This is a genomic window from Pseudomonas sp. CM25 (assembly GCF_013179705.1).
Lineage (GTDB): Bacteria > Pseudomonadota > Gammaproteobacteria > Pseudomonadales > Pseudomonadaceae > Aquipseudomonas.
The window spans coordinates 1-5,868 of the sequence record NZ_JABMCW010000327.1; the positions used below are offsets into that span (position 1 = coordinate 1).

The 5,868-nt window shown below is 61.8% G+C and carries 6 protein-coding genes and 1 pseudogene; 2 read left to right on the plus strand and 5 right to left on the minus strand.

Annotation, left to right across the window (positions count from 1 at the left end; all coding sequences use genetic code 11):
• A pseudogene (locus HP546_RS24500) lies at positions 1 to 337 on the plus strand (transcriptional regulator); the annotation flags it as partial.
• Positions 338 to 358: 21 nt separating this feature from the next.
• Here the strand turns inward: HP546_RS24500 and HP546_RS24505 are convergent.
• The 5 genes from HP546_RS24505 to HP546_RS24525 all read right to left on the minus strand — a co-directional run bounded on the left by HP546_RS24505 (position 359) and on the right by HP546_RS24525 (position 4,720).
• The gene (locus HP546_RS24505; RefSeq protein ID WP_172230651.1) at positions 359 to 1,306 is read right to left on the minus strand and encodes an adenosine deaminase; all 948 of its coding nucleotides are present in this window, start codon (positions 1,304 to 1,306) and stop codon (positions 359 to 361) included.
• 96 nt (positions 1,307 to 1,402) lie between these two features.
• The gene (locus HP546_RS24510) at positions 1,403 to 2,089 is read right to left on the minus strand and encodes an SDR family oxidoreductase (protein ID WP_172230654.1); all 687 of its coding nucleotides are present in this window, start codon (positions 2,087 to 2,089) and stop codon (positions 1,403 to 1,405) included.
• Between the two features lie 366 nt (positions 2,090 to 2,455).
• Positions 2,456 to 3,040, minus strand: coding sequence for a YigZ family protein (locus tag HP546_RS24515; protein ID WP_172230657.1), 585 nt, complete (start codon positions 3,038 to 3,040; stop codon positions 2,456 to 2,458).
• Positions 3,041 to 3,049: 9 nt separating this feature from the next.
• Positions 3,050 to 3,712 (minus strand): TetR/AcrR family transcriptional regulator, encoded by a 663-nt coding sequence (locus tag HP546_RS24520; protein WP_172230660.1) that lies wholly within the window; start codon positions 3,710 to 3,712, stop codon positions 3,050 to 3,052.
• Between the two features lie 90 nt (positions 3,713 to 3,802).
• A complete protein-coding gene (locus HP546_RS24525; RefSeq protein WP_172230663.1) occupies positions 3,803 to 4,720 on the minus strand; it encodes a LysR family transcriptional regulator in 918 nt (305 codons plus the stop codon).
• A gap of 118 nt (positions 4,721 to 4,838) precedes the next feature.
• Between HP546_RS24525 and HP546_RS24530 the strand changes: the two genes are divergently transcribed.
• Positions 4,839 to 5,868 (plus strand): aminotransferase class III-fold pyridoxal phosphate-dependent enzyme (locus HP546_RS24530; RefSeq protein WP_172230666.1); only part of this gene is annotated, 1,030 nt, incomplete at its 3' end.

Consider the following 5,868-nt stretch of genomic DNA (forward strand, 5'->3'; position numbering starts at 1 on the left):
TGAGTTGTACCATCGCCTGGTGGTGGCCGGTTGGCTGGAAGGCAGCGGTCGTCAGTTGATGGTAAGTGACGAGGGGCGGGCGCAGCTTGCTCAGGTGGGGGTGTACATCGACGCCTTGGCGCCGCATCAGCAACGTGGTTGCGTGATTTGCCGCTGCACCGAGTGGAACGACCAGGGGCCGCATCTGGGCGGGGTGCTGGGCCAGGCTCTGTTCAGGTTGTTCCTGCAGTCTGGCTGGATGCGTGAGGCCGAGGACACGCGGGCATTGCATATCACGGCGGTGGGTATCCAGCAGATCAACTGCATAGCCCGCGTGACGACGCTGCAGCTCGGTTGACCGCAACGTCGCCGTTTCGAATCAGACCAGTCTGGCGTCCAGGCTGTTCTGGGCCAGGCGGCGCGCCTGGTCTTCGGTCATGCCCAGGTGGGTGTGCAGGGCGTGGAAGTTTTCCGTGACGTAGCCGCCGAAATAGGCCGGGTCGTCCGAGTTGACCGTCACCTTCACGCCGCGTTCGAGCATGTCGAGGATGTTGTGCTGGCTCATGTGGTCGAACACGCAGAGCTTGGTGTTGGACAGCGGGCAGACCGTGAGCGGGATCTGCTCGTCGATGATGCGCTGCATCAGGCGCTCGTCCTCGATAGCGCGCACGCCGTGGTCGATACGCTTGATCTTCAGCAGGTCCAGGGCCTCCCAGATGTACTCGGGCGGGCCTTCTTCGCCAGCATGCGCAACGGCGACGAAGCCCTCGCTGCGGGCGCGGTCGAATACGCGCTGGAACTTGCTTGGCGGGTGGCCCATTTCCGAGCTGTCCAGGCCAACGGCGATGAACGCATCGCGGAACGGCAGGGCCTGGTCGAGGGTCTTGTGCGCTTCATCTTCGCTGAGGTGGCGCAGGAAGCTGAGGATCAGGCCACTGCTGATGCCCAGTTGCTGGCGGCCATCCTTTAGCGCCTGGTTGATGCCGTTGAGCACCACCTCGAAGGGGATGCCGCGGTCGGTGTGGGTTTGCGGGTCGAAGAACGGCTCGGTGTGGATCACGTTCTGGGCCTTGCAGCGTTGCAGGTAGGCCCAGGTCAGGTCGTAGAAGTCCTGCTCGGTGCGCAGCACGTCGGCGCCCTGGTAATACAGGTCGAGGAATTCCTGGAGGTTGTTGAAGGCATAAGCGCCCCGCAAGGTCTCCACATCGTCCCAGGGCAGGGCGATCTTGTTGCGCTCGGCCAGGGCGAACAGCAGCTCGGGCTCCAGGGAGCCTTCCAGGTGCAAGTGCAGTTCGGCCTTGGGCAGGGCGTTCAACCAGTCATACATAGTGGGTCATCTCGATCAGGTACTGTTGCCGCCATTCTACAGGGGCTGGCCGGGCAATGCGCCCGACCAGGCTGCGACCGGATGAATCACCAGGCATTACCAGATCAAGGGTTCGCCTTTGTAGTTGATGAAGCGCAACCCGCCGTTACCACTTTGCGCCTTGATCTGTTCGAGCATGCCGCGGGTACTGGTCGGTACGTCGATCTCGGCGTTTTCGCCGCCCATGGCGGTCTTTACCCAACCCGGGTGCATGGCCAGGACGCACAGGTCGGGCCGCTGCTGTTCGACGACGAAGCTGTTGATCATCGAGTTCAGTGCCGCCTTGCTGGCCTTGTACAGGCAGATTTCGCCGCCGTCGGGGATGGTCACGCTACCCAGGATCGAGCTCATGAAGGCCAGCACCCCGCTGTCTTTGCGTACCTGGCCGACAAAGCGGCGGGCCACGCGGATCGGCGCCACGGCGTTGGTCATGAACAGGTCGCTGATGTCGCTGTTCTGAACGCGCTCGAGGTCTTGCGGCAGGGGGCCCATGACGCCAGCGTTGACGAACACCAGGTCGAACACCTGGCCTTTCAGGCGTTGCTGCAGGGCATCAAGCTGGGCTGTATCGTTCATTTCCAGCTGTTCGATATGCACGTCGGGCACATCCTTCAGGGCACCGGGCTGCAGCGGGTTGCGTACGGTGGCGGTGATGTTCCAGCCGTCTTCTTGCAGGCGTTGCACCAGGCCCAGGCCCAGCCCGCGGGAGGCACCGATGATCAGTGCGTTTTTTTCGTCAGCCATGTGAGCGCTCCTTGGTGGTTTTGCAGAAGGGGGGTAGTGAGGATAGTGCAGGGCGGAGCCTGTCTCAGGGATAAATGGTTAAAAAATGTTCAGCCCCGGCAAGCCTTGTATTGCCGGGCGGTTGGCCTGTTGGCGCACGGGTTATCCACAGGCTGGTCCACAGTTATTGTGTGCAAGACAGAAAACGCCTGCGTCGCTACAAGCGCGATTGAATTGGGGATAACTTGAAACTATTCAGCAGTTTGCGGCTGTCATCAAAAAGTGATCAAAATATGATCAAAGCCTTGCAGGCCTTGTGGGCGTAAGCGTGCAGCAGAGTGCCCCAAGCTTATCCACAGGCAGGCCCACAGCTGCTGTGGGCAATATTCAGCGCGCTTCGAGCAAGATGCGCCCGCGGCTGAGGTCAGCCAGTTGCTGTTGCAGCGGCGCAAGGTGGGCTTCGCCTACGGCGATGAGCATGTCCACGCCATTGGCCGTGAACTGCTCATCCAGTACCAGGCCGTCAACCTCTGCCAGGCGCAACTTCACCAGTGCCAGCTCGCTGAAACTGCAGCTGCAGGCAAACTCGCTGCGTTGCACCAGCAGCCGCTTGGGCGCCTGCTGCAGGCATTTGTTGGCGCCGCCGCCATAGGCCCTGGCCAGGCCGCCGGTGCCCAGCTGGATACCGCCGTACCAGCGAATCACCAGCACCACTACCTGATCGCAGTCCTGTGCTTCGATGGCCGCCAGGATCGGCCGACCTGCGGTGCCGCCGGGCTCACCATCATCGCTGCTGCGGTACTGCGCGCCGAGTTTCCAGGCCCAGCAATTGTGAGTGGCTGCCAGGTCGCTGTGACGTTCGATGAAACTCATCGCCTCGGCGGCGCTGCTGATCGGCCCGGCGAGGGTGATGAAGCGGCTTTTACGGATTTCCTCGCGGTATTCGCAGAGGTCGAGCAGGGTAGAGGGCATAAATGATGGTCAGGCAGCCGGCTTGATGCCGCAGCCCTTCAGGATAATGTGGATAAGATTGTTGCTCGCGTCTTCCATGTCCTGCTTGGTCAGGCGGCTGCGGCCGGTAACCTGGCAGATCTGGGTGGCGAAGTCGGCATAATGCTGGGTGCTGCCCCACAGCAGGAAGATAAGATGCACCGGGTCGACCGGGTCCATCTTGCCCGCTTCCATCCAGGCCTGGAACACCGCAGCCCGGCCGCGGAACCATTCGCGGTAGTCGGCACTGAAATATTCGGTCAGGCAGGTGCCGCCGCTGATCACTTCCATGGCGAAAATCCGCGAGGCTTGCGGGTTGCGTCGCGAAAACTCCATCTTGGTGCGGATGTACTGGCTCAGGGCTTCACCCGGGTCGTCCTCCACGCTCAGGGCGTTGAAGGTGCTGTCCCACAATTCGATGATGTTGCTGAGCACCGCGATATAAAGGCCCAGCTTGTTGGTGAAGTAGTAGTGCAGGTTGGCCTTGGGCAACCCCGCCTTGAGGGCGATGGTGTTCATGCTGGTGCCCTTGAAGCCATGGCGGGCAAATTCGTCTTCGGCGGCCTGGATGATCGCCTGTTCGTTCTTCTGGCGGATGCGGCCGGCGGGCTTGCCCGAGGCGGAGAGGCGATGCGCAGGGACTTCTAGGGTCATGGACGATTCCGTACGGGTCAGTGGCTGCGGCAGTCGGACAAGATTACCTGCCTGTGACGAACTGACAAGCATTTGCGGCAGGTACTGGCATCAGCGTGTCGCAGCCAGGCTTTCGAGGAAGCTTTCCAGCACCAGGTTCGGCCGTCGGCCCTTGCGGGTGACCCAGCTGAGGCTCAGGTCATAGAAGCGTTGCTGGGGTTTCAGGGCACGCAAGCGCCCTTGCTGCACCCAGAACGAGGCGTAGTGGTCTGGCAGGTAGCCGATGTAGCGCCCGGTGAGGATGAGAAACGCCATACCCTCGCGGTCCGACGCGCTGGCCGTGCAGTTCAGCGCCTGATAATGCGCCTGGATGTCGGCCGGCAGGCGAAAGGTGGGCGTGATGGCTTCCTGGCTGTTGAGGCGCTCGTCGTCGATCTGCTGGTCTTCGGCATAGAACAGCGGGTGGCCGACGGCGCAGTACAGCAGCGAGCGTTCGCTATACAACGGTTGGTACTCAAGCCCCGACAGCGGGCTGGTCTGGGGTACGACCCCGACATGCAGGCTGCCGTCGAGCACGCCGTGTTCGACCTGGCTCGGGGCAATCATGCGGATCTGGATGCGCACATCGGGGCCGCGGTCCTTCAGCTCGGCCAGGGCATGGGTGATGCGCATGTGCGGCAGGGTAACCAGGTTGTCGGTCAGGCCAATGTTCAACTCACCACGCAAATGCTGATGCAGGCCGTTGACCTCGGTGCGGAAGCTTTCCAGGGCACTGAGCAGTTGCAGGGCCGAATGGTAGACCTCGCGGCCCTCCTCGGTCAGCGAGAAGCCGGCCCGGCCGCGTTGACACAGGCGCAGGCCGAGGCGTTGCTCAAGGTCATTCATCTGCTGGCTGATGGCCGAACGGCCGATGCCCAGTACGTTCTCGGCTGCCGAGAAACCGCCGCACTCCACTACGCTGCGGTAGATCTTCAGCAGGCGGATGTCGAAATCGCTGACTTGGGCGAGTGGATCGGGGCGTCGGCTCATTAGTTTAGTCACGACCTGTCTGAAGATTAGAAATGTAGGCTTTTCCCGACTTTATCGCCGTGCCAATTTAGCTGCAACAACATACATCGTTGCCTAATCGTCTTTCGAGGAACCGCCGATGAACATGCCCGAAACCGCAACCGTCGGTATCGCCAGCCAGCTCAAGCTGGATGCGCACTGGATGCCGTACACCGCCAACCGCAACTTCCACCGTGATCCACGCCTGATCGTGGCGGCCGAAGGCAATTACCTGGTCGATGACCAGGGGCGCAAGATTTTCGATGCCTTGTCTGGCTTGTGGACCTGCGGCGCCGGGCATACCCGCAAGGAAATCACCGAAGCGGTTACTCGCCAGCTGAGCACGCTGGACTACTCCCCAGCGTTCCAGTTCGGCCATCCGCTGTCGTTCCAGCTGGCGGAAAAGATTGCCGACCTGGTGCCGGGCGATCTGAACCACGTCTTCTATACCAACTCCGGTTCCGAGTGCGCCGACACTGCGCTGAAGATGGTGCGCGCCTACTGGCGCCTCAAAGGCCAGGCGAGCAAGACCAAGATTATCGGCCGTGCCCGTGGCTACCATGGCGTGAACATTGCCGGTACCAGCCTGGGTGGCGTCAACGGTAACCGCAAGATGTTTGGCCAGTTGCTCGATGTCGACCACCTGCCTCACACCGTACTGCCGGTGAACGCCTTCTCCAAGGGCATGCCGGAAGAGGGCGGTATTGCCCTGGCGGACGAAATGCTCAAGCTGATCGAGCTGCACGATGCCTCCAACATCGCGGCGGTGATCGTTGAGCCGCTGGCCGGCTCGGCCGGTGTACTGCCGCCGCCGAAGGGTTACCTGAAGCGCCTGCGTGAAATATGCACCCAGCACAACATCCTGCTGATCTTCGACGAAGTGATCACCGGCTTCGGCCGCATGGGTGCGATGACCGGCGCCGAAGCCTTCGGCGTGACCCCGGACCTGATGTGCATTGCCAAGCAGGTAACCAACGGTGCCATCCCCATGGGCGCGGTGATTGCCAGCAGCGAGATCTACCAGACCTTCATGAACCAGCCGACGCCGGACTACGCCGTAGAATTCCCGCATGGATACACCTATTCGGCACACCCGGTAGCCTGCGCCGCCGGCATCGCTGCGCTGGACC